The sequence below is a fragment of the Streptomyces kryoterrae genome, from assembly GCF_054072135.1.
Genome location: NZ_CM133358.1, coordinates 2,651,107 through 2,676,290, shown reverse-complemented (window position 1 = coordinate 2,676,290; position 25,184 = coordinate 2,651,107). Strand labels below are relative to the sequence as shown.

The 25,184-nt window shown below is 71.4% G+C and carries 21 protein-coding genes; 13 read left to right on the top strand and 8 right to left on the bottom strand.

Going from position 1 to position 25,184, the window contains the following annotated elements; translation table 11 throughout:
• Positions 1 to 146 precede the first annotated feature (146 nt).
• From ACW4TU_RS11205 to ACW4TU_RS11180, 6 genes are all read left to right on the top strand, one after another.
• Positions 147 to 2,873, top strand: a complete 2,727-nt coding sequence (locus tag ACW4TU_RS11205; RefSeq protein WP_457427136.1) for a DNA translocase FtsK — start codon at positions 147 to 149, stop codon at positions 2,871 to 2,873.
• Between the two features lie 270 nt (positions 2,874 to 3,143).
• Positions 3,144 to 3,992 (top strand): helix-turn-helix domain-containing protein, encoded by an 849-nt coding sequence (locus ACW4TU_RS11200; protein WP_457427134.1) that lies wholly within the window; start codon positions 3,144 to 3,146, stop codon positions 3,990 to 3,992.
• 104 nt (positions 3,993 to 4,096) lie between these two features.
• Positions 4,097 to 5,674 carry a 30S ribosomal protein S12 methylthiotransferase RimO gene (gene rimO, locus ACW4TU_RS11195; RefSeq protein WP_457427132.1) on the top strand — a complete coding sequence of 526 codons (1,578 nt, stop codon included), beginning with the start codon at positions 4,097 to 4,099 and terminating at the stop codon, positions 5,672 to 5,674.
• Positions 5,671 to 6,510, top strand: a complete 840-nt coding sequence (gene pgsA, locus ACW4TU_RS11190) for a CDP-diacylglycerol--glycerol-3-phosphate 3-phosphatidyltransferase (RefSeq protein WP_457427130.1) — start codon at positions 5,671 to 5,673, stop codon at positions 6,508 to 6,510. Before rimO ends, pgsA begins: the two co-directional genes overlap by 4 nt.
• Entirely contained in the window at positions 6,507 to 7,052 is a 546-nt protein-coding gene (locus ACW4TU_RS11185) for a CinA family protein (protein WP_457427128.1), read from the top strand. Before pgsA ends, ACW4TU_RS11185 begins: the two co-directional genes overlap by 4 nt.
• A gap of 109 nt (positions 7,053 to 7,161) precedes the next feature.
• On the top strand, positions 7,162 to 7,536 hold the full coding sequence (locus ACW4TU_RS11180; protein WP_164318274.1) for a helix-turn-helix domain-containing protein: 375 nt from the start codon (positions 7,162 to 7,164) through the stop codon (positions 7,534 to 7,536).
• A gap of 535 nt (positions 7,537 to 8,071) precedes the next feature.
• Here the strand turns inward: ACW4TU_RS11180 and ACW4TU_RS11175 are convergent.
• The 3 genes from ACW4TU_RS11175 to ACW4TU_RS11165 form a co-directional block, all read right to left on the bottom strand.
• Positions 8,072 to 8,836, bottom strand: coding sequence for an SDR family NAD(P)-dependent oxidoreductase (locus tag ACW4TU_RS11175; protein ID WP_457427126.1), 765 nt, complete (start codon positions 8,834 to 8,836; stop codon positions 8,072 to 8,074).
• Between the two features lie 104 nt (positions 8,837 to 8,940).
• Positions 8,941 to 9,780 carry an Fpg/Nei family DNA glycosylase gene (locus ACW4TU_RS11170; protein WP_457427124.1) on the bottom strand — a complete coding sequence of 280 codons (840 nt, stop codon included), beginning with the start codon at positions 9,778 to 9,780 and terminating at the stop codon, positions 8,941 to 8,943.
• 71 nt (positions 9,781 to 9,851) lie between these two features.
• Positions 9,852 to 14,687 carry an ATP-dependent helicase gene (locus ACW4TU_RS11165; protein WP_457427122.1) on the bottom strand — a complete coding sequence of 1,612 codons (4,836 nt, stop codon included), beginning with the start codon at positions 14,685 to 14,687 and terminating at the stop codon, positions 9,852 to 9,854.
• A gap of 197 nt (positions 14,688 to 14,884) precedes the next feature.
• Here ACW4TU_RS11165 and ACW4TU_RS11160 point away from each other — a divergent pair, with 197 nt between their 5' ends.
• From ACW4TU_RS11160 to ACW4TU_RS11150, 3 genes are read left to right on the top strand one after another with little or no spacing between them, the layout of a single operon-like run.
• On the top strand, positions 14,885 to 15,778 hold the full coding sequence (locus ACW4TU_RS11160) for an AraC family transcriptional regulator (protein WP_457427119.1): 894 nt from the start codon (positions 14,885 to 14,887) through the stop codon (positions 15,776 to 15,778).
• Positions 15,748 to 16,497, top strand: a complete 750-nt coding sequence (locus ACW4TU_RS11155) for an AzlC family ABC transporter permease (RefSeq protein ID WP_457427117.1) — start codon at positions 15,748 to 15,750, stop codon at positions 16,495 to 16,497. Before ACW4TU_RS11160 ends, ACW4TU_RS11155 begins: the two co-directional genes overlap by 31 nt.
• Entirely contained in the window at positions 16,494 to 16,802 is a 309-nt protein-coding gene (locus ACW4TU_RS11150; RefSeq protein WP_457427115.1) for an AzlD domain-containing protein, read from the top strand. The genes ACW4TU_RS11155 and ACW4TU_RS11150 overlap by 4 nt, the downstream gene beginning before the upstream one ends.
• A 29-nt stretch (positions 16,803 to 16,831) precedes the next feature.
• On the opposite strand, the gene ACW4TU_RS11145 is transcribed toward ACW4TU_RS11150, so the two are convergent.
• Positions 16,832 to 17,776, bottom strand: coding sequence for a hypothetical protein (locus tag ACW4TU_RS11145; RefSeq protein ID WP_457427113.1), 945 nt, complete (start codon positions 17,774 to 17,776; stop codon positions 16,832 to 16,834).
• Between the two features lie 80 nt (positions 17,777 to 17,856).
• On the opposite strand from ACW4TU_RS11145, the gene ACW4TU_RS11140 reads away from it, so the two are divergent.
• The 4 genes from ACW4TU_RS11140 (at position 17,857) to recX (ending at position 21,875) form a co-directional block, all read left to right on the top strand.
• Entirely contained in the window at positions 17,857 to 18,051 is a 195-nt protein-coding gene (locus tag ACW4TU_RS11140) for a DUF3046 domain-containing protein (protein WP_164318288.1), read from the top strand.
• A gap of 82 nt (positions 18,052 to 18,133) precedes the next feature.
• Entirely contained in the window at positions 18,134 to 19,435 is a 1,302-nt protein-coding gene (locus ACW4TU_RS11135; RefSeq protein ID WP_457427111.1) for an AI-2E family transporter, read from the top strand.
• A 376-nt stretch (positions 19,436 to 19,811) separates the two neighbouring features.
• On the top strand, positions 19,812 to 20,942 hold the full coding sequence (gene recA / locus ACW4TU_RS11130; RefSeq protein ID WP_457427109.1) for a recombinase RecA: 1,131 nt from the start codon (positions 19,812 to 19,814) through the stop codon (positions 20,940 to 20,942).
• A 6-nt stretch (positions 20,943 to 20,948) separates the two neighbouring features.
• Positions 20,949 to 21,875, top strand: a complete 927-nt coding sequence (recX, locus tag ACW4TU_RS11125; RefSeq protein WP_457427107.1) for a recombination regulator RecX — start codon at positions 20,949 to 20,951, stop codon at positions 21,873 to 21,875.
• Between the two features lie 140 nt (positions 21,876 to 22,015).
• On the opposite strand, the gene ACW4TU_RS11120 is transcribed toward recX, so the two are convergent.
• The 4 genes from ACW4TU_RS11120 to ACW4TU_RS11105 all read right to left on the bottom strand — a co-directional run bounded on the left by ACW4TU_RS11120 (position 22,016) and on the right by ACW4TU_RS11105 (position 24,982).
• On the bottom strand, positions 22,016 to 22,423 hold the full coding sequence (locus ACW4TU_RS11120; protein ID WP_457430031.1) for a rhodanese-like domain-containing protein: 408 nt from the start codon (positions 22,421 to 22,423) through the stop codon (positions 22,016 to 22,018).
• Positions 22,414 to 22,959, bottom strand: coding sequence for a cupin domain-containing protein (locus ACW4TU_RS11115; protein WP_457427105.1), 546 nt, complete (start codon positions 22,957 to 22,959; stop codon positions 22,414 to 22,416). The genes ACW4TU_RS11120 and ACW4TU_RS11115 overlap by 10 nt, the downstream gene beginning before the upstream one ends.
• A gap of 79 nt (positions 22,960 to 23,038) precedes the next feature.
• Positions 23,039 to 23,086: a hypothetical protein gene (locus ACW4TU_RS11110; protein WP_309506048.1), complete on the bottom strand. Its 48-nt coding sequence runs from the start codon at positions 23,084 to 23,086 to the stop codon at positions 23,039 to 23,041.
• A 153-nt stretch (positions 23,087 to 23,239) separates the two neighbouring features.
• A complete protein-coding gene (locus ACW4TU_RS11105; RefSeq protein WP_457427103.1) occupies positions 23,240 to 24,982 on the bottom strand; it encodes an FAD-dependent monooxygenase in 1,743 nt (580 codons plus the stop codon).
• Positions 24,983 to 25,184: the final 202 nt, after the last annotated feature.

Sequence of the window (25,184 nt, the reverse complement as noted above, 5' to 3'; positions counted from 1 at the left end):
CCGCCACTTCGCGCACCGAACCCACCCGTACATCGAGCGTAGTCGCGCGTGAGCACGCGTCAGTTTCGTGCTCACGCAAGGGCGACACGAACGGGTGAAGCAGTAGGCACACGTGTCCGTCGGCCTCTCCCGGTAACCTCACACACATGGCCTCACGTCCTTCCGCAGCCAAGAAGCCGCCCGCGAAGAAGGCAGCCGTGCCCGGGAAGGCTCCGGTGAGGAAGGCCGCGGCGAAAAAAGCCCCCGCGAAGAAGGCGCCCGCCAGGAGAGCGGCGGCGAAGAAGGTCCCGCCCCCGCCGGCACCCAGCCCCACCGGGGGTGTCTACCGTCTCGTCCGCGCCCTGTGGCTCGGCATCGCGCACGCCGTCGGCGCCGTGTTCCGCGGCATAGGGCAGGGCGCGAAGAACCTCGACCCGGCACACCGGAAGGACGGCGTGGCACTGCTGTTGCTCGCCCTCGCGCTGATCGTCGCCGCGGGCACCTGGTCCAACCTGCGCGGACCCGTCGGTGACCTCGTCGAGATGCTGGTCACCGGCGCGTTCGGCCGCCTCGACCTGCTCGTGCCGATACTGCTCGCGGTCATCGCCGTACGGTTCATCAGGCATCCCGAGAAGCCCGAGGCCAACGGCCGGATCGTCATCGGTCTGTCGGCGCTCGTCATCGGCGTGCTCGGGCAGGTCCACATCGCGTGCGGCGCCCCCGCGCGCAGTGACGGCATGCAGGCCATAAGGGACGCCGGCGGGCTCATCGGCTGGGGCGCGGCGACCCCGCTGACGTACACGATGGGCGATGTCCTCGCCGTACCGCTGCTGGTACTGCTGACCGTCTTCGGGCTGCTCGTCGTCACCGCGACGCCGGTCAACGCGATTCCGCAGCGGCTGCGGCAGCTCGGGATCCGGCTCGGCATCCTCCGCGACCCCGAGGAGGACGGGCTCTCCGAGGACGACGAGCGGTACGACGACCAGTGGCGCGAGTCGCTGCCCGGGCGCGCCCGCAGGCGCGGGTCCGCCCCCGAGGAGTACGACCCGGACGGAGCCGAGCAGGAGGCGCTCTCCAAGCGCCGGAGCCGCCCCCGGCGCTCCGCGGTGCGCCAGCCCGACCCCGGGCGGCCGATGGACGCCGTGGACGTCGCCGCGGCCGCCGCTGCCGCGCTCGACGGGGCCGTCCTGCACGGCATGCCGCCCTCGCCGATCGTCGCCGACCTCACCCAGGGGGTGACCGCGGCCGGCGACCGCGAGGAGACGGCCCCGACGCGCACTCCTGTCCCGGGGGCCCGCCCCAAGCAGGAGAAGCTCACGGCGGAACCGGTCAGGACGGGGGTCCCCGACCTCACGAAAACGCCCCCGGAGCAGATGCGCGACCTGCCGCCGCGCGCCGAGCAGCTCCAGCTCTCCGGGGACATCACATACGCGCTGCCGTCGCTCGACCTGCTGGAGCGCGGCGGCCCCGGCAAGACCCGCAGCGCGGCGAACGACGTGGTGGTGGCCTCCCTCACGAACGTCTTCATGGAGTTCAAGGTCGACGCCGCGGTCACCGGCTTCACCCGCGGTCCGACGGTCACCCGGTACGAGGTGGAGCTCGGCCCCGCGGTGAAGGTCGAGCGGATCACCGCCCTCACCAAGAACATCGCGTACGCCGTCGCCAGCCCCGACGTACGGATCATCAGCCCGATCCCCGGCAAGTCGGCGGTCGGCATCGAGATCCCCAACACCGACCGCGAGATGGTCAACCTGGGGGACGTGCTCCGGCTGGCCGACGCGGCGGAGGACGACCACCCGATGCTGGTCGCGCTCGGCAAGGACGTCGAGGGCGGCTATGTGATGGCCAACCTCGCGAAGATGCCGCACCTGCTCGTCGCGGGTGCGACCGGATCGGGCAAATCGTCCTGTATCAACTGTCTGATCACGTCGGTCATGGTCCGGGCGACCCCGGAGGACGTCCGCATGGTCCTCGTCGACCCCAAGCGCGTCGAGCTGACCGCGTACGAGGGCATCCCGCACCTGATCACGCCGATCATCACCAACCCGAAGCGCGCCGCGGAGGCGCTCCAGTGGGTCGTACGGGAAATGGATCTGCGGTACGACGATCTGGCCGCGTTCGGATACCGGCACATCGACGACTTCAACGAGGCCATCAGGAACGGCAAGGTCAAGCTGCCCGAGGGCAGTGAGCGCGAGCTTCATCCATACCCGTATCTGCTGGTGATCGTCGACGAGCTCGCCGACCTGATGATGGTGGCCCCAAGGGACGTCGAGGACGCCATCGTGCGCATCACGCAGCTCGCGCGCGCGGCCGGCATCCACCTGGTCCTCGCCACCCAGCGGCCGTCCGTCGACGTGGTGACCGGGTTGATCAAGGCCAACGTGCCGTCGAGGCTCGCCTTCGCCACCTCCTCGCTGGCCGACTCACGGGTCATCCTCGACCAGCCCGGCGCCGAGAAGCTGATCGGCAAGGGCGACGGACTGTTCCTGCCGATGGGCGCCAACAAGCCCACCCGTATGCAGGGTGCCTTCGTGACCGAGGACGAGGTCGCGGTGATCGTCCAGCACTGCAAGGACCAGATGGCACCGGTCTTCCGGGACGACGTCACCGTGGGCACCAAGCAGAAGAAGGAGGTCGACGAGGAGATCGGCGACGATCTCGAACTGCTGTGCGCGGCAGCCGAACTTGTCGTCAGCAGCCAGTTCGGGTCCACGTCGATGCTCCAGCGCAAGCTGCGGGTCGGGTTCGCCAAGGCGGGACGACTGATGGACCTCATGGAGACGCGGGGGATCGTCGGACCGAGCGAGGGATCCAAGGCGCGTGACGTTCTTGTGAAGGCTGACGGGCTGGACGAGATGCTCGCGGTGATTCGTGGGCAGGCTGACTCCTAGGGAGTCGTCCGGTGTGCGGGTGTCCGTGTGTGCGGCAACCGGGTGGTCGATCGTGACTCACTCGTAAGGGATCATTGAGCAACCGTTTCCCTTCGGCGTACGTCAAGTTGAGGGAGGCGACGGATCCTTGCCTCTCCATGACCTGGCCATCGGCGTGTCCTGGCCATTCCGATGGCGTACAAAGTCCGTCCGCCCGGTTGCCCCACTCTTTCCGAACCCCCCTAAACTGAACCTCCAGCACAGGTGGCTAAACGCTCGAAAGGCGCCCCCGTGTCCATCGGCAACTCTCCACAAGACGAGCGTCCGTTCGAAGATGACCGCGACGATCGGGAGGAAGCAGCCCGCCCTTCGATCGGTCGTGCCCTCCAGCAGGCGCGCATCGCGGCCGGGCTGACCGTCGACGACGTCAGTTCCGCCACCCGGGTCCGGATCGCCATCGTGCACGCGATCGAACAGGACGACTTCGCCCCCTGCGGCGGAGACGTCTACGCGCGCGGGCACATCCGGACCATCGCCCGTGCCGTCCACCTCGACCCCGAACCGCTGCTCTCGCAGTTCGCCGACGCCCGCGGCGGGCGTCCGGCGCCGACCCCCGCCGCGCCCATGTTCGAGGCGGAACGCATCCGTCCCGAGCGGCGTGGACCCAACTGGACCGCGGCGATGGTCGCCGCGATCGTCGCCGTGATCGGCTTCGTCGGCTTCACGCTGGTCAAGGGCGGTGACGAGGGCGCACAGGCGCAGGTCGCCGAGGGCTCCACGCCCACGGCCGGCGCCTCGGTCTCGGCCACACCCAAGAAGGACAAGCCCGTCGACCCGAAGCCGGACCCGTCGGACAGCGCGATCGCGGCGGCGCCGCGCGACAAGGTGACCGTCCAGGTGAGCGCCCCGGACGGGCGCAGCTGGATCTCCGCCAAGGACCACAACGGCCGCCTGCTCTTCGACGGGCTGCTCAAGCAGGGCCAGTCCCAGACCTTCCAGGACAACGAGGAGATCAACCTCGTCCTGGGCGACGCGGGCGCCATCCAGCTCTACGTGAACGGCAAGAAGATCGAGGACGAGTTCCAGCCGGGCGCCGTGGAGCGGCTCACGTACACGAAGGGCGACCCCGAGGTCGGATAGGCGGCACTCCCCTTCTGGGGCCGATGGACAGGTACGGGGCTGGCCCAGCACGGGGCCAGCCCCGTCGACGTGGGGTGTCAGTGGGACGAAGTAGTCTTGAGTCCATGCCTGAACGCCGTACCGTCGCACTTGTCACCCTTGGCTGCGCCCGTAACGAGGTGGACTCGGAGGAGCTCGCAGGCCGCTTGGAGGCGGACGGCTGGCAACTCGTGGAGGACGCCGAGGACGCGGACGTCGCCGTCGTCAACACCTGTGGCTTCGTCGAGGCCGCCAAGAAGGACTCCGTCGACGCCCTTCTGGAGGCCAACGACCTCAAGGGGCACGGCAGAACCCAGGCCGTCGTGGCGGTGGGCTGCATGGCCGAGCGGTACGGCAAGGAACTCGCCGAGGCGCTCCCCGAGGCGGACGGCGTACTCGGCTTCGACGACTACGCCGACATCTCGGACCGCCTCCGGACCATCCTGAACGGCGGTATCCACGCCTCGCACACCCCGCGCGACCGGCGCAAGCTGCTGCCGATCAGCCCGGCGGAGCGGCAGGGCGCGGGTGCGGGGGTCGCACTTCCGGGGCACGGTGCCGCCACGGACACGGACACCGACACCGACCCGGTCGCCGGGCCGGTGGAACCGGCCGAGGCGCCTGCCGATCTTCCCGAAGGTGTCGCTCCCGTCTCCGGCCCCCGTGCGCCGCTGCGCAGGCGGCTCGACGGCGCGCCCGTCGCGTCGGTGAAGCTCGCCTCCGGCTGCGACCGGCGCTGCACCTTCTGCGCCATCCCGTCCTTCCGCGGCTCCTTCATCTCACGCCGCCCGAGCGACGTGCTGAACGAGACCAGGTGGCTCGCCGAGCAGGGCGTCAAGGAGGTCATGCTCGTCTCCGAGAACAACACCTCGTACGGCAAGGACCTGGGCGACATCCGGCTGCTGGAGTCGCTGCTGCCCGAGCTCGCGGACGTCGACGGCGTCGAGCGGGTGCGCGTGAGCTATCTCCAGCCCGCAGAGATGCGCCCGGGGCTCATCGACGTACTGACCTCGACCCCGAAGGTCGCGCCCTACTTCGACCTGTCCTTCCAGCACTCCGCGCCCGACGTGCTGCGCGCGATGCGGCGCTTCGGTGACACGGACCGCTTCCTGGAACTGCTCGACACCATTCGGAGCAAGGCGCCGCAGGCCGGCGTGCGGTCCAACTTCATCGTGGGCTTCCCCGGTGAGACCGAGGCCGACCTGGCGGAGCTGGAGCGGTTCCTGACCCACGCGCGTCTGGACGCCATCGGTGTCTTCGGGTACTCCGACGAGGACGGCACGGAAGCGGCGACGTACGAGAACAAGCTCGACGAGGACGTGGTCGAGGCGCGGCTCGCCCGGGTGTCGCGGCTGGCCGAGGAACTGGTCTCGCAGCGCGCGGAGGAGCGCGTCGGCGAGACGGTGCACGTCCTGGTCGAGTCGGTCGGCGGCGAGGAGGGCGCGTACGGCCGTGGCGCGCACCAGGCGCCGGAGACCGACGGGCAGGTGCTGTTCACCAACTTCGAGGACTTCGCGGGCGTCACGGGCGGCGAGGAGCTGAGTGTCGGTCGTATGGTCGAGGCGAAAGTGGTCGGTACGGAAGGTGTCGACCTGCTGGCCGAGCTGCTCCCGGGCTCGGTTGACTCGCTCGCGTGTTCGCATTCAGAGGAGGCGGCCAGATGACCGGAGTCCCGGCATCCGCAGCGGGCGGCTCCTCCGGCGCGCGGAACGCGAAGAGCGTGCCGGGTGCGGTGAGTGTGCCGGACGTGATGGGTGCCACCGGGGCCGCCGGCCCCTCGGTCGCCCCGGTTGCCTTCGGCGCCGCGGTGGGCTCCGGGGTGTCCGAGCCCCTTGCCGACTCCTTGGATTCTGGTGATCAGGAGGGCGGGAAGGCGGTGCGTGGCGGGAAGTTGAGCGCCGCGGCCGTCAATCAGGCCAGCCTCTGGAACATCGCGAACATTCTTACGATGATCCGCCTGCTGCTTGTGCCGGGCTTCGTGGCCCTGATGCTGGCCGACGGTGGGTACGACCCGGCATGGCGCTCGTTCGCCTGGGCGGCCTTCGCCGTGGCCATGATCACCGACATCTTCGACGGCCATCTGGCGCGTACGTACGACCTCGTCACCGACTTCGGGAAGATCGCCGATCCCATCGCCGACAAGGCGATCATGGGGTCGGCGCTGATCTGTCTCTCCGCGCTCGGTGATCTGCCCTGGTGGGTGACCGGTGTGATCCTTGGGCGTGAGCTCGGGATCACGCTGCTGCGTTTTGTCGTGATCCGCTACGGGGTGATCCCCGCGAGCCGCGGCGGCAAGGTCAAGACGCTCACGCAGGGCGTGGCCGTCGGGATGTACGTGCTGGCGCTGACGGGACCGCTGGCCAGCTTGAGGTTCTGGGTGATGGCCGCGGCGGTGGTGCTGACCGTGGTGACCGGGCTCGACTATGTAAGACAGGCCATTGTGCTGCGCAACCAGGGAATCGCCGACCGCGAGGCCGCGTCCAGGGAGGCGGAACGGTGAGTTCCGTGGCCGCCGACGTGGTGGAACTACTGACAGTGAGGGGTGAGACGCTCGCTGTCGCGGAGTCCCTCACGGGTGGTCTGGTGGCGGCGGAGATCACCTCGGTGCCCGGGGCCTCCAAGGCGTTCCGGGGCGCGGTGACGGCGTACGCGACCGAGCTGAAGCACCAGGTGCTGGGTGTCGACGCAGCCCTGCTGGCCACCCGAGGAGCGGTGGATCCGCAGGTCGCGGCCCAGATGGCGGTCGGCGTCCGCAGGATTCTCGGCGCCGACTGGGGGATCGCGACGACCGGTGTCGCCGGCCCGGAACCGCAGGACGGGCAGCCCGTCGGCACGGTTTTCGTAGCCGTGGCCGGCCCTCGCGCAGCGGATTCCGGTTTCGAAGGTGGCGGAAAAGTGACGTCGCTGCGGTTGAACGGCTCCCGGGCGGAAATTCGTAAGGAGAGTGTACGGAGCGTACTCGCACTCCTCCTGGGGGAGATCGCGGGCGAACAGACCGGAAACGAGCGGGCACAGGATACGGAACAGAACGGGGGGACCTGATGTTTGCAGCCCTGAGTGAACACGACATCGCTCCCCGCACGGCCGCGGCGCAAGGCGGTACGGTGGGGCGTGAAGGATGCGGCTACACGGTCCGAGGAGGGAGCCACCGATGATTCTGCTCCGTCGCCTGTTGGGTGACGTGCTGCGTCGGCAGCGCCAGCGCCAGGGCCGTACTCTGCGCGAAGTCTCCTCGTCCGCCCGAGTCTCACTCGGCTATCTCTCCGAGGTGGAGCGGGGGCAGAAGGAGGCATCCTCCGAACTGCTGTCCGCGATCTGCGACGCGCTGGACGTACGGATGTCCGAGCTCATGCGGGAAGTGAGCGACGATCTCGCTCTCGCCGAGCTGGCCCAGTCTGCTGCGGCCAACGAACCTGTACCCACGCCGGTGCGCCCCAGGCTGGGTTCCGTATCGGTGGCCGGTGTGCCACCGGAACGGGTGACCATCAAGGCGCCCGCCGAAGCGGTGGATGTCGTCGCCGCCTGAGGTGCACGAGCGGTGAGTGTGTGAGAAGCCCCGGCCGGGGCTTCTCCGGGGAGACCCGGAGGAGTGCGGTCGGGGCTTTCGCGTTGTGCGCACGCCCCGCGCATTCCCTGCGTGCTCTCGCGGGTCCGGCCATGGGTGCGTTTGCCGGTGGGTCGTGGGGCGGTCATGGTGGGGAGAAGGCGGGCGCGTGCGGGTTTCCCGGGTGGCCGTCTTTGGGAAAACGGTGCGCCTCTGTGCCGGTGATGCGCCCTGTGTGCGGGTGAGCGTGGCGTTCTAGCGTGGGGCTGGAGGTGGGCCATGGCGGTGCGGACAGCTCGCTGGGGGGCGCTGCTGGGGCTTGGGGCCGTGTGGTGGTGGGCCGTTCTGCGGCTCGCGCTGGCGCCCGGTGCGGGGGTGCTGGAGGGGGCGGTCGCGGCCGGGGGGTGGGGGCTGAGTCTGCTGCCGGTGCACTGTGTGCCGAAGGCGCGGTCGGCACCGGTCGTGGGGGTCACGGGGGGAACGCGGGGGCGGGCCGGTGCGGGTGTCGGTGCCGGCTCTACCAGGGCATCGCCACGCCGCCGTTCGGGCGGAGGATCTGGCCCGTCGTGAACGCCGAGGCGTCGGACGCCAGGTGCAGTACCGCGTGGGCGACCTCCTCCGGTTCGCCGACCCGGCCCAGCGGGGCCATCCGGGACATCAGCGCCTCGGTGTGCGCCTGTGCCTCGTCGTCGTGGCGGTCGGTCATCGGCGTGCGGATCCAGCCCGGCGCGACCGCGTTGACGCGGATGCCGTGGCGGCCGACCTCGGCGGCCAGCGTCTTCGTCAGCTGGACGACGGCCGCCTTCGCGACGCCGTAGCAGAGCAGGCCTGGGCTGCCGGTGTCGACGGCGCCCGAGGCCATGGTGACGATGCTGCCCCTGGTGTTCCCGGAGATCATCAGGCGGGCCGCCTCCTGGCAGGCGTACAGCACGCCCTTGAAGTTGATGCCCAGGACCCGGTCGAGGTCCTCGTCGCGGGTCTCCAGTACGGGGCTGCTGTGCATGATCCCGGCGACCGCCGCCATGACGTCCAGCCGCTCGCACGCGGCCACGGCCTGCCGGACCTGGGCCCGGTCGGTGACGTCCAGGTGGTGGGTACGGGCCGTGCCGCCCATGGCCTTGATCAGGGTCGCCGTCTCGTGCAGTCCCTGCGCGTCCCGGTCGGCACAGTGCACCAGGGCGCCCGCCTCGGCGAGCAGTACGGCGGATGCGCGCCCGATGCCGCTGGCGGCCCCGGTGACGAATGCGGTGCGTCCGGTGAGGTCGTACGCCTGTACGGGCATGCTGGGACGGTACGAGGGTTTCTGACGGATCGTCAATTGGTCGTGCGCGGTTCGGTTCTGAGCGGCTCGGTGTGAGGTCCCCGTTTCGCGGTGCGTGTGCGGTGTCAGCCGTACGGCAGTGGCTTCCGGCGTGCTCTGGCGGTGCCGGGGGTGGGGGCCGGGCCCAGTTGGCAGGTCGGGCACCAGTAGGTGGGGCGTTCGCGGGAGCCGTCGCCCTGGTTGGCGATGCGGACCGGGGTCTGGCAGCGCAGGCAGGGACGGGGTGCGCGGCCGTACACGAAGAGGTCCTGGCCGCGGCGGCCCGTCGTACTGCGGACCGGGCGGTCCCGGTTGGCTTCGAGGAGTTTCTTCGCGAGAGCGGGCAGCTTCGCGGTGCGGTCGGCGGGCAGGCCGCCGATGGGGAGCCAGGGGGTGGCACCCAGGAGGAAGCACAGCTCGCTCTTGTAGACGTTGCCGATGCCGGCGAGGTTGCGCTGGTCGAGCAGGGCTTCGCCCAGGGGGCGGGCGGGGTCCGCGAGGAGGTTGGCGAGAGCCTGGTCGGGGTCCCAGTCCGGGCCCAGGAGGTCGGGGCCGAGATGGCCGACGGCCCGGGGCTCGTCGCTGGTGCGCAGGAGTTCGAGTACGGGGAGGCGGTAACCGACGGCGGTGCGGTCCATCGTGCCGAGGATCGCCCGGATCTGGTGCGACGGACCGCCGCTCCAGCGACGGCCGTTCTCGTACACCTTCCAGGCGCCGTCCATCCGCAGATGCGAGTGCAGGGTCAGGCCGCCCTCGACACGGGTGAGGAGATGTTTGCCGCGCGGGGTGACCTCCAGGACGGTGCGGCCGGTGAGGTCGGCCGTGGCGTACTTGGGCACACGGAGGTCGGAACGGGTCAGTACCTCGCCGGCGAGTGCGTCGTGCAGCCGCCTCGCCGCCTGCCAGACCGTGTCGCCTTCGGGCATGGGTCAAGGGTGACATGCCGGGGTGGGACGGGGCCTTCGAGCAGGCGAGCAGGCGAGCAGGTGGCTGGTGATCAGGCGCGCAGACGGAGGCCGCGAGGGGTGGCTATGAAGCCCGCTCCTTCCAGCAGGGTGCCGAAGGGGGAGGTCAGGGCCGAGGCCCCGTTGACCCGCTCCACCGTGACGGTGCCGAGGGAACCCGCGCGGGCCGCTGCGGAGAGGGCTTCCGACGCCGCGTGCAGCCGCGGGTCCTCGATGGTCCGGCCGTCCGGTTCGGAGGGCCAGGCGAGCAGTGTCTTGCCGCCGCGCTCCATGTAGAGCGTCAGTTCCCCGTCGACCAGTACCACCAGTGAACCGGCCTTGCGGCCCGGTTTGTGGCCGGCGCCGGTCGGGGGCTCGGGCCAGGGGAGCGCGGCACCGTACGCGTTCGCCGGATCGGCGGCGGCGAGGACGAGGGCACGGGTGGCTTCGGAGGAGGGGGCCCGGGACAGGGTGTTTCCGGCGAAACCGTGGGTGGAGGCGTGTCCGTGCTGCGCGCCGGGGGCGTGGGGGGACGCGGCGCTGAAGTCGAGGTCGAAGTCCGCCGCGAAGTCATGGCCGGCAGAGAGCCCGACGTCGTGGGCGTCGGCCGTGCCGGTGCCGAAGGCCGGGGCGGGGCGGGAGTCGCCGCGGTCCCGGGCGTTCGCTGTTGCCCGGAGGCGGTCCACCGCGCCGTCCATGGCGAACTGGGCGGCGCCGAGGCCCTCCACCACGTAGCCGCGACGGGCCTGGCCGCTGTCCTCGAAGGCGGAGAGGACGCGGTACACGGCTGAGAAGCCGCCCTCGACGCCCTCCGCCGAAACGGCTCCCCGGGTCACCACGCCGTGGCGGTCGAGCAGGGTGCGGGCCAGGGCGTGGGCGCGGACGGTGGGGTCGGGCTCGGGTCCGGGGAGCAGGGACCAGCGGCCGGCCACGGTCGGCGGGCCACTGCGCGAGGCGGGGCGTGCGGCGGACGTCAGCGAGCCGTACCTGCCACGCGGGACGGCGCGTTTCGCCCGGTGTGCCGTCGAGCCAGCCGTACGGCCCGAGCCGAGGAGGGAGCGCATCGGGGCGAGCGTGTCGTTCGTGAGCCGGCCCGACCAGGCCAGGTCCCAGACGGTGTCGGCCAGCTGGGGATCCGTGGCGTCCGGGTGCGTGGTGGCGCGGACCTGGTCGGCGACCTGGCGGAAGAAGAGCCCGTAGCCCCCGGTGAGTGCGTCCAGGACGGACTGGTGGAGTGCGGTGGGTTCCAGGGGGTGGGGCGGGGACAGGAGCAGCGGGGCCGCGTCCGCCAGGTACAGGGACACCCAGCCGTCCTTGCCGGGGAGGGCGCCCGCCCCGGCCCAGACGATCTCCCCGGCCGCCGTGAGTTCGTCGAGCATCGCGGGGGCGTAGTTCGCCACCCGGGACGGCAGGACCAGCTTCTCCAGGGCGGACGCCGGCACGGAGGCACCCTGCAACTGCTCGACCGCGCGCACCAGCCCGTCGACACCGCGCAGCCCGTGGCCCTTGCCGACGTGCTGCCACTGCGGCAGGAACTGCGCGAGCGCCGCGGGCGGCACCGGCTCCAGTTCGTGCCGCAGGGCGGCCAGGGAGCGGCGCCGGAGGCGGCGCAGGACTGCCGCGTCGCACCACTCCTGGCCGATGCCCGCCGGATGGAACTCCCCTTGTACGACACGGCCGTTCGCCGCCAGCCGCTGAAGCGCGCCCTCGGTGACCGCCACGCCCAGGCCGAAACGGGCCGCCGTCGTGGCCGAGGTGAACGGGCCGTGGGTGCGGGCGTGGCGGGCGAGGAGGTCACCGAGCGGGTCCTTGACCGGCTCGGTGAAGGCCTCCGGGACGCCCACAGGCAGCGCTGTGCCGAGCGCGTCGCGCAGGCGGCCCGCGTCCTCGATCGCCGCCCAGTGGTCGGCGCCGCCGATGCGGACCCGGATCGCGCGGCGGGCGCCTGCCAGCTCCCGGGCCCATTGCGGATCGGCGCCGCGCTCGGCCAGCTCGGCGTCGGTGAGCGGGCCGAGCAGGCGCAGCAGGTCCGCGACGCTTTCGGCGTCCTTCGCGCGTCGGTCCTCGGTGAGCCACTGGAGTTCCCGCTCCAGTTCGGTCAGCACCTCGGCGTCGAGCAGTTCGCGCAGCTCCGCCTGGCCCAGCAGCTCGGCCAGCAGCCGCGAGTCCAGCGACAGGGCGGCGGCGCGCCGCTCGGCCAGCGGCGAGTCACCCTCGTAAAGGAACTGTGCGACGTACCCGAAGAGGAGGGAGCGGGCGAAGGGGGAGGGCTCGGGGGTGGTGACCTCGACCAGGCGGACCTTGCGGGACTCGATGTCGCCCATCAGTTCCACGAGCCCGGGCACGTCGAAGACGTCCTGGAGGCACTCGCGGACCGCTTCGAGAACGATGGGGAACGAACCGAACTCGCTTGCCACCTGGAGCAGCTGGGAGGCCCGCTGGCGTTGCTGCCACAGCGGGGTGCGTTTGCCGGGGCTGCGGCGCGGGAGCAGCAGGGCGCGCGCGGCGCACTCGCGGAAACGGGCCGCGAACAGGGCCGAGCCGCCCACCTGGTCGGTGACGATCTGGTTGACCTCGCCCTTGTCGAAGGCGACGTCGGCGGCGCCTACGGGCGCCTTCTCGGCGTCGTACTCCATGCCGGTTTTCACCGGTTCCTGGTCGAGCAGGTCCAGGCTCATCAGATCGGCGTCCGGGAGGCGCAGCACGATGCCGTCGTCGGCGTGCATGACCTGGGCGTCCATGCCGTACCGCTCGGAGAGGCGGGCGCTGAGCGCGAGCGCCCACGGGGCGTGGACCTGGGCGCCGAAGGGGGAGTGGACGACGACCCGCCAGTCGCCGAGTTCGTCGCGGAACTGCTCCACGACGATGGTGCGGTCGTCCGGGATGTGACCGCAGGCCTCGCGCTGTTCGGCCAGGTAGGAGAGCACGTTGCCGGCGGCCCAGGTGTCGAGTCCGGCGGCGAGAAGGCGCAGGCGGGCGTCCTCCTCGGGCAGGGAGCCGACCTCGCGCAGGAACGCGCCCACCGCGCGGCCCAGTTCGAGCGGGCGGCCCAGCTGGTCGCCCTTCCAGAAGGGGAGGCGGCCGGGAACCCCGGGAGCGGGGGAGACCAGGACGCGGTCCCGGGTGATGTCCTCGATGCGCCAGGAGCTCGTACCGAGCGTGAAGACGTCCCCCACGCGGGACTCGTACACCATCTCCTCGTCCAGTTCGCCGACCCGGCCGCCGCCCTTCTTGGGGTCGGCGCCGGCGAGGAAGACCCCGAAGAGCCCGCGGTCGGGAATCGTGCCCCCGGAGGTGACGGCGAGCCGCTGCGCGCCCGGACGACCGGTCACGGTGCCGGCGACGCGGTCCCACACCACGCGCGGGCGCAACTCCGCGAACGCGTCGGACGGATAGCGGCCCGCAAGCATGTCGAGGACCGCGGTGAACGCCGACTCCGGGAGGGAGGCGAAGGGCGCCGCCCGGCGGACCGTGGCCAGCAGGTCGTCGACCTGCCAGGTGTCCAGTGCCACCATCGCGACGAGTTGCTGGGCGAGGACGTCCAGGGGGTTGGCGGGGACCCTCAGGGACTCGATGGAACCGGTGCGCATGCGCTCGGTGACCACCGCCGCCTGGACGAGGTCACCCCGGTACTTGGGGAAGACGACGCCCGTGGAGACCGCGCCCACCTGGTGCCCGGCGCGGCCGACACGCTGCAGCCCGGAGGCCACGGACGGGGGCGACTCGACCTGGATGACCAGGTCCACGGCACCCATGTCGATACCCAGTTCGAGGCTGGAGGTGGCCACCACGGCGGGCAGCCGGCCCGCCTTGAGGTCCTCCTCGACGAGCGCGCGCTGCTCCTTGGACACCGATCCGTGGTGCGCCCGGGCGATGACCGGAGGCGCGCCCTGGGCCGCGCCCGAGCCGCCCATCAGCTCCGCGGGAGCGTGGTGTTCGGTGAGGGTCTCGCCGGTGGCCCGTTCGTACGCGATCTCGTTGAGCCGGTTGCACAGACGCTCCGCGAGGCGCCGGGAGTTGGCGAACACGATCGTCGAGCGGTGCGCCTGGACGAGATCGGCGATCCGCTCCTCGACGTGCGGCCAGATGGACGGCTTTCCGGCGCCCTCGTTCGCGTCGGCGACCGGGGAACCGCCCAGTTCGCCCAGGTCCTCCACCGGGACGACGACCGAGAGATCGAACTCCTTGTCGGACTTGGGCTGGACGATCTCCACCTTGCGCTGGGGGGAGAGGTAACGCGCGATCTCGTCGACCGGGCGGACGGTCGCGGAGAGGCCGATGCGCCGGGCGGGCCTCGGCAGCAGTTCGTCCAGCCGCTCCAGGGAGAGTGCGAGATGCGCGCCGCGTTTGGTGCCCGCGACCGCGTGCACCTCGTCCAGGATCACCGTCTCCACGCCCGTCAACGCGTCGCGCGTGGCCGACGTGAGCATCAGGAACAGCGACTCGGGGGTGGTGATCAGGATGTCAGGCGGGCGGGTGGCCAGGGCGCGGCGCTCGGCGGGCGGGGTGTCGCCGGAGCGGATGCCCACCTTGACCTCGGGCTCGGGCAGCCCCAGGCGTACGGATTCCTGGCGGATGCCCGTGAGGGGGCTGCGCAGGTTGCGTTCCACGTCGACCGCGAGGGCCTTGAGCGGTGACACGTAGAGCACGCGGCAGCGTTTGTGGGGGTCGGCCGGCGGGGGTGTCGAGGTCAGCTGGTCGAGGGCAGCGAGAAACGCGGCCAGGGTCTTGCCGGAGCCGGTCGGCGCGACCACCAGCACGTCCGAGCCCTCGCCGATGGCCGCCCACGCGCCGGCCTGGGCCGCGGTGGGCGCGGAGAAGGCCCCCGTGAACCAGGCGCGGGTCGCGGGGGAGAAGCCGTCGAGGGCTCGGTGTGCGGAGCTGACCATGCGTCCATCCTGCACCTCGGTACTGACAATTGCTCTGACCTGCGCTTTTTCCACCGATGGTGGGGCGGTCGGGCGGTGGTGAGGTGGTGTGCGGGCTTCCCGGGGGCGTGTCTGCTGTTGCGTTGTGGGTCGGGGCCGCGGCTGCGGCTGTGTGGTGCGCCTCGGCGAGCTGGGTCTCCGTCGCGGAGAATGGGGGTATGGCGGGTTCGGGTGAGCTGGCTCGGCACTGGCGGTACGCGGAACTGCCCGGTGTCGATCTTCTGCGTGCGCGATACATCCACAAGACCTTTGTTCGGCACACGCATGAGAACTTCGTCATCGCCGCCATCACCGAAGGGGCGGAGGTCTTCCGTCATCGGGGGGTCGACCAGTACGCCGGGCCGGGTGCGCTCGCGCTGGTCAATCCCGATACGCCGCATACGGGGCGGGCGGGGGTTCCCGAGGGGTGGCGGTACGGGGCTGTCTACCCGGCGCCCGATGTGCTGGCCGAGATCGCCGCGGAGAGCACGGTGATTCGGGGGACCCCGGGCTTTGTCGCTCCCGTGTTCGACGATCCGTACTCGGTCACGCTCGTGCATGAGGTGCTGCGTGCGGCCGAGCAGGGCAACGCGTTGGCGGCCGACACACTGCTGCGGGTGGTGGTGACCCGGCTGCTCCGGCTCAACGGCGGGGCCCTTCAGGAACGGGTGGTGCCCACGGCGGGCGGGCGGATCGCGGCACGCGCGCGTGCTGTGCTGGAGGAGACGATGGCCGGGCCGCCGACTCTGGAGAAACTCGCCAAAGACCTGGGCACCAGCCCTTTCGCGCTGCTGCGGGCGTTCCGGGACACGTACGGGTTGCCGCCGCACGCCTGGCTGACGGACGCGCGCGTGCGTCGGGCGCGGCGACTGCTGGACGCGGGCACCGCACCCGCCGACGCGGCCGTCGCCGTCGGCTTCACCGATCAGCCGCACCTCAACCGGCACTTCACCCGGATCGTGGGCGTGCCCCCAGGGGCATACCAGCGAGAGCGCAAGAACGTACAAGACCCGACGGGGCACCTGCTCCTACCGTCCGACGGGTGGCAGAACAGACAGCTCGCGCAGACATAGGTGCCGACGACGGAGGCAGGCCGGACGCCGCCGTCGTACGAGACGCCCTCGGAGTCGGGGTCGCCGTCGGACTGTCCGGTTTCGCCTTCGGGGTGACGTCGGTCGGCAATGGGCTCACGCTTGCGCAGACCTGTGCGCTCAGCCTTCTGGTGTTCACCGGGGCCTCCCAGTTCGCGCTCGTGGGCGCGCTCGCGGCCGGCGGCAATCCGCTGACCGCGGCAGCGGGTGCCTTCTTCCTGGGAGTGCGCAACGCCTTCTACGGGCTGCGTCTTTCGCAGTTGTTGGCCCTCCCGCGCGCGGTGCGTCCGTTCGCGGCCCAATGGGTCATCGACGAGACCGCGGTGGTCGCCCTGGCGCAGCCCGCGCGACGCGGCGCCCGTATCGGGTTCGCCGTCACCGGACTCAGCCTGTACATGTTGTGGAACCTCACGACGCTGCTCGGCGGGCTGGGGGCCGAGGCCATCGGGGACACCGATGCCTGGGGTCTGGACGCTGCCGGGCCCGCTGTCTTCCTGGCACTGCTCGCGCCGATGCTGAAGTCCGGCGTCGAGCGCGCTGTCGCCGGCCTGGCCGTGGTGCTGGGGCTCGGCCTGCTGCCCGTACTGCCTGCCGGTGTGCCCGTCCTGGTGGCCGCGCTCGCGGCGCCGGCCGTCCTCTGGGTCCAGGGCCGTCGTGGGGCGCGCAAGGGAAGGACGGACGGGAAGGGGGCGGACCGTTGAACGTCTGGATCGCCATCGGTGCGACCGCCCTTGGCTGTTACGTCGTCAAGCTCGTCGGGCTCCTCGTGCCCGCCAGTGTCCTGGAACGGCCGCTCGTCAGGCGGCTGGCGGCCCTGCTGCCCGTGGCTCTCCTAGCCGCTCTCACGGCCCAGCAGGCCTTCGCCGACGGGCGGGTGCTCGTCCTGGACGCGAGGGCCGCAGGGCTCGCCGCAGCCGCCGTGGCGCTGGTGCTGCGTGCTCCCTTCCTGGTCGTCGTCGCGGCGGCCGTGGTGGTGACGGCGGGGGTCCGGGCGATGACCGGCTGAGCGCCGGACGTGTGCCCATGTTCGTGACGTCAGCCGATGGGGCGGCCGTACGCCTTCAGGGTGCGCAGTGCCTCGACCGTCACCATGGGGCGTGCCTCCAGGGCAGTGCCCGGTGCCCACGCGCGCCAGCGAATGGGCCAGCCGCCGTCCTCGCGCTGCTCGCCCGCGAGGAAGTCCAGGGAACGTGTCATCTCCTCGTCCGTGAACCACGCGCGCGCGAGTGAGCCCGGCGTCCTCGCGTAGTCGTACGGGAAGTGGTGCTCGCCCGGGGCGTAGCCGGGCGCCACCGGGAAGGCGTCGAGGCGCTCCGGGTCGAGTGCCACGAGCCGGTGCTCGCGTACCAGGCGGCCCAGCCGGTCGGCCGCCGCCTGCGCGCGTGAGCGGTCCGGGACCGAGTCCAGGAAGGCCACGGCGGCCTCCACCTCGTACGGATGGGACTTCTCCAGGGAGTCGACCGCCTGCCAGCAGAAGTCCGTGGCCCGGAACAGCCAGGCGTGCCACACCTCGTTGCGGTGCAGCAGGCCCACCACCGGGCCCGTGGCGAGGAGCTCACTCGGCGGGTCGGTGACGATCGGAATGAACGGCGCCGCCGGATAGCCGCGCTGGCTGGGGTGGATCGCCGGCAGCGCGCCGTCCGGTGCGGAGATCGAGGTCAGATAGCGGCACACGCGCTCCACCCGCTGCCCGCCGCAGCGCCCGATGGCGTCCAGGACACGCAGCGCGTGCGCGGTGTGCAGGGGCTGGCTGGCGGGGCCGCGCAGATCGGGTTCCAGCGCGTGGCCGTATCCGCCGTCCTCGTTGCGGTAGGCGTCCAGCGCGGTCTCGACCGCGTCGGCGCCTCCGTTCAGGAAGTGGTACGCGAAGCGGCGCTGCTCCAGCACGCGCGCGGTGAGCCACACGAAGTGCTCGGCACGGAAGAGCGGGGAACGCGTGGGGGGCGTCGGGGGGAGTGGGGCTGCTCCTGTTTCGGCCATGCGTCAGACCGTAGGGCGCCGAGCGGTCCCGGCGAGCGGTCCCGGCGTCGGCCCACTCTCAGGGGCGGGATACTGAGGTCATGCGGTTGACGGTCTTCTGGCAGCGGATGGCGGAACACTTCGGTTCGGGGTACGCCGACACCTTCGCGCGCGACCACGTGATGACGGAGCTCGGCGGACGGACCGTGCACGAGGCCCTGAACGCCGGCTGGGAGGCAAAGGACGTGTGGCGTGTGGTGTGCGCGGCCATGAACGTTCCGTCGGAGAACCGGTGAAATCATACGGAAACGACGCCGGTAGGCCGCGTGGATCGCAGGGTGGCGACTGATTGTCGGTGGCGTGGGCGAGACTTGCACCGTGGCATCCACAGACGAGACCGGACAGCTCGGAGAGCAGGCGCCCCCGTTCGGCGCGACGCCGCCCACACCCCCGGCCGGGTACACCGCCGGGCAGGGCGCGCGCATGCCCCGGTGGCTGCCCCGCGCCATGATGCTGGCGCTCGCCCTCGTCGGCCTGTTCCAGCTGGGCAGTTGGGCCTTCCACCAGCTCACGGGCCTGTTGATCAACCTCCTCATCTCGTTCTTCGCCGCGCTCGCGATAGAACCCGCCGTGAGCCGCATGGCGTCGCGCGGTATGCGCCGGGGACTGGCCACCTTCCTGGTCTTCATCGGCCTGCTCATCGCGATCGCCGGGTTCATCACCCTGCTCGGCTCCATGCTCGCGGGCCAGATCATCAAGATCGTCGAGGACTTCCCGGCCTATCTCGACTCCGTCATCAGCTGGATCAACGCGCACTTCAACTCCGACCTGAAGCGGGTGGACGTCCAGGAGGGCCTGCTCCGCTCCGACTGGCTGCGCAGCTATGTGCAGAACAGCGCCACCGGTGTCCTGGACGTCTCCGCCCAGGTGCTGGGCGGCCTCTTCCAGCTGCTGATGATCACACTGTTCGCGTTCTACTTCGCCGCCGACGGGCCGAGACTGCGCCGCGCGCTGTGCTCCGTACTGCCGCCCGCCCGGCAGGCCGAGGTGCTGCGCGCGTGGGAGATCGCCGTCGACAAGACCGGCGGCTATCTGTACTCGCGCGGCTTGATGGCGCTCATCTCCGGGGTCGCCCACTACGTCCTGCTGGAGTTCCTGAGCGTGCCGTACGCGCCCGTGCTCGCCGTCTGGGTGGGATTGGTGTCGCAGTTCATCCCGACCATCGGTACGTATCTCGCGGGCGCCCTGCCGATGCTGATCGCCTTCACCGTCGATCCCTGGTATGCGCTGTGGGTGCTGGTCTTCGTCGTGCTCTACCAGCAGTTCGAGAACTACGTGCTGCAGCCCAAGCTGACCGCGAAGACCGTCGACATCCATCCCGCGGTCGCCTTCGGCTCGGTCATCGCCGGCACCGCGCTCCTCGGCGCCGTCGGCGCGCTGATCGCCATCCCGGCGGTCGCCACGCTCCAGGCGTTCCTGGGGGCGTACGTGAAGCGGTACGACGTCACGGACGACCCTCGTGTCCAGGGGCACCGCAGCCGGGGCACGAGCATCCTCACGCGGCTGCGGAACCTGTTGGAGGGGCGGCAGGGTGCCGGCGCCGAGGACTCGGCGCACTCCGCGGAGGCGCCCGGACCGGGGTCGGGGCCGTCGTCGGGGGAAGGCTCCACGCCCGCCTGAGCTGAGCCCTGGCCGCCGCCCTGCCCGGGACGGAGGCCGTGCGGCCGCCTGCCGTGTGACAGAGGTGCTCGACACCGCCCTGTCCGGTCGTGGACTCCCCATGCCGTGTGCGCCTGGGGTGTCGAACCCGACATCCCGGCCCTTGGCGCGTCGCGAACCTACTCTCGGAGGTGCCGGGTGTCGCGCTTGACACGGAAATCGAACATCCATTCTGATTGAGGTTCCGGCGAGGCTCGCGACGGGGATTTCGTCAGGGTTTTCATGGAGATGTGCCCGAGTTATCCACAGGCCGGACGGGCGTCGGGGCGCATTGTCAGTGGCAGGCGTTAGCGTCTTTGACGTGAAGCGATCGACTCAAGCAAATCGGGTGGAACCCATGGCAGGAACCGACCGCGACAAGGCGTTGGACGCCGCACTCGCGCAGATTGAACGACAGTTCGGCAAGGGCGCGGTGATGCGCCTGGGTGAACGGCCGAATGAGCCCATCGAGGTCATCCCCACCGGGTCGACCGCACTCGACGTCGCCCTCGGTGTCGGCGGCCTGCCGCGCGGCCGAGTGGTGGAGGTCTACGGCCCGGAGTCCTCCGGCAAGACGACCCTGACCCTGCACGCGGTGGCGAACGCCCAGAAGGCCGGCGGCCAGGTCGCGTTCATCGACGCGGAGCACGCCCTCGACCCGGAGTACGCGAAGAAGCTCGGCGTCGATATCGACAACCTGATCCTGTCCCAGCCGGACAACGGCGAGCAGGCCCTGGAGATCGTGGACATGCTGGTCCGCTCCGGTGCCCTCGACCTCATCGTCATCGACTCCGTCGCGGCACTCGTGCCGCGCGCGGAGATCGAGGGCGAGATGGGTGACTCGCACGTGGGTCTGCAGGCTCGTCTGATGAGCCAGGCGCTCCGCAAGATCACCGGTGCGCTGAGCCAGTCCGGGACCACCGCGATCTTCATCAACCAGCTCCGCGAGAAGATCGGCGTGATGTTCGGCTCGCCGGAGACCACGACCGGCGGCCGGGCGCTCAAGTTCTACGCCTCGGTGCGGCTCGACATCCGGCGTATCGAGACGCTGAAGGACGGCACCGACGCGGTCGGCAACCGCACCCGCGTCAAGGTCGTCAAGAACAAGGTCGCGCCGCCGTTCAAGCAGGCCGAGTTCGACATCCTCTACGGGCACGGCATCAGCCGCGAGGGCGGTCTGATCGACATGGGCGTGGAGAACGGCTTCGTCCGCAAGGCCGGCGCCTGGTACACGTACGAGGGCGACCAGCTCGGCCAGGGCAAGGAGAACGCGCGCAACTTCCTTAAGGACAACCCCGACCTCGCCAACGAGATCGAGAAGAAGATCCTGGAGAAGCTGGGGGTCGGTGTGAAGCCGGAGAAGCCCACTGCCGAGCCGGGCGCGGACGCGGCGGTCACGGTCGCCTCGGACGAGGCCGCCAAGACGGTGCCCGCCCCGGCGGCCAAGACCACCAAGGCCAAGGCAACGGCCACGGCGGTCAAGAGCTAGCCCGCCGTGACACGACGAACCGACTGGGCCGAGTACACCCACCCCGGCACCTCGGAGGACCGGGGCGGCGGGGGCTCTGCCGGGGGCGGTGACAGCGCCTACGGGGACGCCGGGCCATACGGGGGTGGCCACGGGGCCCGTGAAGGCGACGGGGTGTACGAGGGTGACGGAGACGACGGACCACGGCGCGGTGCGGGTCTGCCGGGGGACGGCCGACGCCGCGGCGTCGGTTCTCCGGGAGCCGGGGGGCGCCGTGGCGGCGGTGCCCTGAGCGCTGAGAGCGGCGCGTACGGCGAAGGCGGCTCACGCGGTGAGGGATCGCACGGTAGGCGTGGTCGTCGTCGGCAGCGTGGCTTCGGAGAGTCGGCCGGCGACGACCCCCAGGACGGAGGTTCCGTCTCCTCGTCGAGGGCCGAGAGGGCGGAGCCGCCGGCGGACCCGGCTGAGCGGGCGCGGGGTATCTGTCTGCGCCTGCTCACCGGGACCCCGCGTACGCGGAAGCAGCTCGCGGACGCCCTGCGCAAGCGCGAGATCCCGGACGAGGTGGCCGAGGCGGTGCTGTCGAGGTTCGAGGAGGTCGGACTGATCAACGACAGCGCGTTCGCGGACGCCTGGGTCGAGTCCCGCCACCACGGCCGGGGCCTGGCCCGGCGGGCACTCGTACAGGAACTGCGCACCAAGGGCGTGGACGCGACGCTCATCGACGAGGCCGTCGGACAGCTCGACTCCGAGCAGGAGGAGACGACCGCACGTGAGCTCGTCGCCCGCAAACTGCGTGCGACACGCGGTCTCGACCGCGACAAGAGGCTGCGACGCCTCGCGGGCATGCTCGCCCGCAAGGGCTACCCCCAGGGCATGGCCCTGCGGGTCGTACGGCAGGCGCTGGAGGAGGAAGGCGAGGACACCGAGTTCCTTGCGGACGAGGAGTTCTGAGCCCGGTGGCGCCGGAGGTTGGCCGACCCGAGAAGCAGTTGCCCGCTCGGGAGGTCCGCGTCCCGGCCCTGAACAACGGTGGACGCGCGGGGGCGCCGACCGCGTTCAGGGCCGGACGGACGGTACGGCGACTTGGGGTGTCAGGCTGTCTGCGCCGTCACCGGAAGCCCCGCCGCCCGCCACGCCTGGAACCCTCCGACCAGGTCGGTCGCCCTGTGCAGCCCCAACTGCTGCAGGGACACGGCCGCGAGGCTCGACGCGTATCCCTCGTTGCAGATCACCACGACCCGCAGGTCGTGGCCGGTCGCCTGAGGCGCGCGATGGCTGCCCAGGGGGTCGAGGCGCCACTCCAGCTCGTTGCGCTCGACCACGAGCGCGCCGGGGATCAGACCGTCGCGCTCCCGCAGGGCCGCGTACCGGATGTCCACCAGCAGCGCCTCGCCGGCCTGTGCGGCCTCGTACGTCTCGTGTGTCTCCACGCGCGTGTAGGTCTCGCGCACGCGGTCCAGCAACTCGGCGATGCCGACCGGCTGCTCGCTCACTGCCAGTCCTGCGGGCGCTCGACGTGCTCCAGGCGCAGCACCTGTCCCGTGCGGCTGTAGCGGCGGATCTGTGGCAGCGGCGGATAGTAGGCGTGGACCGAGATCGCGTGCTGGTCGCGGGACTCGTTGAGCACCTCGTGCACATGGTGGCGGCCGAAGCCCCGGCCCCGGCCCTCCGGCAGTCGCCGCTCCCGGTCGACGCCCTCGGTGAGTTCCAGGGTCTTCCAGCCGTCGGTGGGCAGCCGGGCGGCGAGCGAGTTCTCCTTGAGCTCGCCGGCCGCGGTGAGGAAGGCACCGACCGAGTCGGCGTGGTCGTGCCAGCCGGTGCCGGTGCCGGGCGGCCAGCCGATCAGCCAGGCCTCGCTGCCGCCGGGGCCGTCGAGGCGCACCCAGGTGCGGCCCTCGGGATCGAGCGGCAGGGAGGCGATCAGCTCGGCGTCGGCGGCCGTACGCCGTACGAAGTCGAGCAGGTCCGCCTGCGTCGGGGTCTTGGGAGTCCCGGAGATCCGGGTGGCTGCGGATACGGAGGGTGACACGGACACGGGTACCGTCCTGGTGACGTTCGCGGGGAGCGCGCGACGGCGCGGAAGAGCGGCGCGCGCGAGAAAAAGGGATGCGAATTCAGCAGGACGGACGACACACGCAGCCCGCATAGCGGACGAGGTCCATATGGACCCTCCGCCACAGGCGCACATCGGTGTCAGTGTCGGTCACGCTCCGGAGTACAGCATGACGGTGCCGACCGGTCAACTCGTTGTCACCATGTGGACGCGTGGTGACGAGCGGGCGGGAGAGAGCGACGGTGCGGAGGGAGGGCAGGTGTCAGCGGGTGCCTGCCGCGGCTTGAGTGTTCGCCGTCGCGTGCGCCTTCTCGGCCCTGCCCGTCCCGTCGGCCCTGTCGTCCGTCCTGTCCTGCGGAGGCCCGCCCAGCGTCGCCTCGGCCGCCGCGTACAGGTCGGCCGGGCGTACCCCGCTCAGCGCCGTGACGAGGTGCCCGTCCGGGCGGACCAGCAGTACGGTGTGGGCGGCGGCGCCCGGATAGCTCTCGGTGACCAGCAGCTCGGCCGGATGCGGCAGCGCGGCCACCGCCGCCGCCAGCCGGGGCATGATCCCGGCGCTCACCCAGTGCTTGCGCTCCCACACGCCCGTACCCGGAGCGATCAGCACGACCAGCAGCGCACCGCGGCCCAGCCGCTCCCGCAGCCGCACGAAGGAACCGTCCTCGGCGGTGACCTGTACGTCCGTCACCTGCGCGCCGGGCGGGGTGTCCACCGAGATCTCCGCCTCGATGTGGCGGGGCGCCAGCGGCGAATGGCCGTACGTCCCCGGCCCGCCCAGGATTCCGCGCCCCAGGTGACCGTCAGTGAGCAGTGAGTCGTGTCCGCGGGCTGCCCCGGGGACATACGACCGCAGCCCCGCACCGCCGCGCAGCAGCGGCAGCGCCTGGTCGGCGGCGCGCAGCCGGGCGGAGACGGCCGCGCGCCGCTCCGTCTGGTAGCTGTCCAACAGGGCCTCGTGCGGGCCGTGGTGCCAGGCCAGGGCCAGTTTCCAGGCGAGGTTGTCGGCGTCCCGCAGTCCCTCGTCCAGCCCCTGTGTGCCGAGCGCGCCGAGCAGGTGCGCGGCGTCCCCGGCGAGGAAGACCCGCCCGGCCCGCCAGCGTCGGGCGAGCCGGTGGTGGACGATGTGGACGCCCGTGTCGAGCAGGTCGTACGGCGGTGTGGTGCCGCCGCTCCAGCCCGCGAGGGTCTCGCGGACGCGGGTCACCAGGAGCTCGGGTGTGACCAGGTCCTTGCCGGGCGGCAGCAGCCAGTCCAGGCGCCACACACCGTCGGGGAGCGGGCGGGCGGTGATCTCCCCGGCCGAGGGCCCGGACGTCCGCCACGGCGGCATCCGGTGCAACAACGCCTCACCGGGCCACGGAAGTTCCGTACGCAACGCGGCAACGGCGTGTCGTTCCACGGCCGTACGTCCGGGGAAGCGGATGTCCTGGAGTTTGCGCACCGTGGAGCGCGGGCCGTCGCAGCCGATCAGGTAACTGCCGCGCCACCAGGTGCCGCCCGGGCCGCGGGTGTGTGCCGTGACGCCGGACGGCTCCTGCTCGACGGAGTCGAGGCGGCTGTTGACGGCGACCTCGACGAGCCGCTCGCGCGCGATGGCGGTCCGCAGGGCGCCGGTCAGCACGTGCTGGGCGATGTGCAGGGGGACGTCGGATTCCGTGCCGGGTTCCGTGACGAGCCCCGACCCGGGCCCCTGCCCGAATCCCGACGGGATCGCGTCGGTCGGCCCGTCCGACTCCTCGGTGTCGAAAGAGATCTGACGCATCACCTGCTTGCGCCGCATCGACCGCCATCCGGCCCAGTGGAAACCGGCGTCGGCGATCGGCGCACCGGTCAGCCGCTCCAGCAGCGCGGCGGTGTCCTCGCGCAGCACGACCGTGCGCGCGGGGCGCTGGTCGTCCTTGCCCGGCCCCTCGTCGAGGACGACCGAGGGGACGTCCTGGCGCGCCAGCGCAAGCGCCAGCGTGAGCCCGACCGGCCCCGCTCCGACGATGATCACCGGGTCCATGGCGCGGCGCCCCCTGCCCAGAGCGACGTCTTCATCGACACAAGTGAACAGGAAGTTGGAGCGGGGTGCACGATCACAAAACGTATGCAACAGACTCCGCGCCACCCGGTCAAGCTGGACGCACCCCAGGTGCCCGCCCCGACACACTCGGCGTTTCCCCTGGTACGCCATGTGCACCCGGCAGCGACGACAGACGACGGAG

What these genes read in the sequence shown, in the direction of transcription:
- ACW4TU_RS11205 (WP_457427136.1), top strand. Translation starts at nt 147, where the DNA reads ATGGCCTCACGTCCTTCCGCAGCCAAGAAGCCGCCCGCGAAGAAGGCA.
- ACW4TU_RS11105 (WP_457427103.1), bottom strand. Translation starts at nt 24,982, where the DNA reads ATGGACCCGGTGATCATCGTCGGAGCGGGGCCGGTCGGGCTCACGCTG.
- ACW4TU_RS11145 (WP_457427113.1), bottom strand. Translation starts at nt 17,776, where the DNA reads ATGGCCGAAACAGGAGCAGCCCCACTCCCCCCGACGCCCCCCACGCGT.
- ACW4TU_RS11140 (WP_164318288.1), top strand. Translation starts at nt 17,857, where the DNA reads ATGCGGTTGACGGTCTTCTGGCAGCGGATGGCGGAACACTTCGGTTCG.
- rimO (WP_457427132.1), top strand. Translation starts at nt 4,097, where the DNA reads ATGCCTGAACGCCGTACCGTCGCACTTGTCACCCTTGGCTGCGCCCGT.
- ACW4TU_RS11170 (WP_457427124.1), bottom strand. Translation starts at nt 9,780, where the DNA reads ATGCCCGAAGGCGACACGGTCTGGCAGGCGGCGAGGCGGCTGCACGAC.
- ACW4TU_RS11160 (WP_457427119.1), top strand. Translation starts at nt 14,885, where the DNA reads ATGGCGGGTTCGGGTGAGCTGGCTCGGCACTGGCGGTACGCGGAACTG.
- ACW4TU_RS11180 (WP_164318274.1), top strand. Translation starts at nt 7,162, where the DNA reads ATGATTCTGCTCCGTCGCCTGTTGGGTGACGTGCTGCGTCGGCAGCGC.
- pgsA (WP_457427130.1), top strand. Translation starts at nt 5,671, where the DNA reads ATGACCGGAGTCCCGGCATCCGCAGCGGGCGGCTCCTCCGGCGCGCGG.
- ACW4TU_RS11165 (WP_457427122.1), bottom strand. Translation starts at nt 14,687, where the DNA reads ATGGTCAGCTCCGCACACCGAGCCCTCGACGGCTTCTCCCCCGCGACC.
- ACW4TU_RS11175 (WP_457427126.1), bottom strand. Translation starts at nt 8,836, where the DNA reads ATGCCCGTACAGGCGTACGACCTCACCGGACGCACCGCATTCGTCACC.
- recA (WP_457427109.1), top strand. Translation starts at nt 19,812, where the DNA reads ATGGCAGGAACCGACCGCGACAAGGCGTTGGACGCCGCACTCGCGCAG.